2 protein-coding genes are annotated in these 1,057 nt (G+C 68.8%); both read right to left on the reverse strand.

What is annotated here, in order from left to right; all coding sequences use genetic code 11:
- On the reverse strand, window positions 1-296 hold a 296-nt coding region (locus NS220_RS18685), incomplete at its 3' end, for a CoA transferase (RefSeq protein WP_193755428.1).
- Window positions 297-306: 10 nt separating this feature from the next.
- The gene (locus NS220_RS18690; RefSeq protein WP_058625459.1) at window positions 307-1,020 is read right to left on the reverse strand and encodes a trimeric intracellular cation channel family protein; all 714 of its coding nucleotides are present in this window, start codon (window positions 1,018-1,020) and stop codon (window positions 307-309) included.
- Between the last annotated feature and the right edge of the window lie 37 nt (window positions 1,021-1,057).

Here is a 1,057-nt window from a genome sequence, read left to right on the forward strand (position 1 = left end):
ATGAGCGCCTCGGCGCGCGCGTGGTCTTCCGGATCGCGCAGGTCGAGGACGACCGAGCTCTTTCCCCGGTTGACGGACTCGAAATACGTCGTCATCCCCGACGGAGCGTACGGCGGCCCCCACACCCGCGTGTCGTCGCCGGTGCCGGGACGCTCCACCTTGATCACGCGCGCGCCGAGATCGGCGAGGGTCATCGTCGCGAGAGGGCCGGCGAGGACCCGCGAGAAATCGGCGACGACGATGCCGTCGAGGGGAGCGACCGCGGTGTCATCCTCGTCGCCGTCGAGACCGAGCATGGTCGCGAGTCTATCCAGCGGCGTCGTCGTCGGTCCGGATGATCGGGATGCCCGTCGTCTCGACCGCGACCTTGCGGCGATAGAGCTTCCGCTGCTCCGGCAGGGAGAGGTCGAAGATCACGGCCAGAACACGCACGACCGTGGTGACCACCAATCCGATGACCGCGGCGATCGGGAGCGGGACCCCGAAGGCGGACGCTGTCGCGACGACCGCGCACCCGCCGCCCGCGGCCACGGCGTAGAGCGAGCCGACGTGCATGATCGCGACGGGCAGTCCCATGAGCACGTCACGGAGGACGCTGCCCCCGACGGCCGCGAGAACACCGACGAAGACGGCTGGAACGGCCGGCAGTCCCAGGGCGAGCGCCTTGCTGGTCCCGAACACCCCGAAGAGCCCGATGACGACCGCGTCCAGCATGACGATGGCGCGGTTCAGCCGTTGGAAGAGCCCCGACAACAGCATGCCGACGAGAGCCGCGACGGTCGCGGTGATCAGGTACCAGTTGTTCTGGAGGGTCGCGGGAGTGAGCCCGAGAAGCAGATCGCGAATCAATCCACCGCCCATCCCGAGCAGGATGCCGATGATCGCGACGCCGAGGAGGTCGAGCCGCCGCTGCCCTTGGAAGCCCGAGGCGAACAGGGCACCCTGCACGCCACCGAGGGCGACGGCGGTGAGATCGGCCCACAGCGGGATGATGAAGACGGGCGGGTTCACGGCATCCATTCTCCGGGATGCGCAGATACGGAACCGGCTCGCGATC

It is taken from the genome of Microbacterium testaceum (assembly GCF_001476655.1).
Classification (GTDB): domain Bacteria; phylum Actinomycetota; class Actinomycetes; order Actinomycetales; family Microbacteriaceae; genus Microbacterium; species Microbacterium testaceum_C.

What these genes read in the sequence shown, in the direction of transcription:
- NS220_RS18690 (WP_058625459.1), bottom strand. Translation starts at nt 1,020, where the DNA reads ATGGATGCCGTGAACCCGCCCGTCTTCATCATCCCGCTGTGGGCCGAT.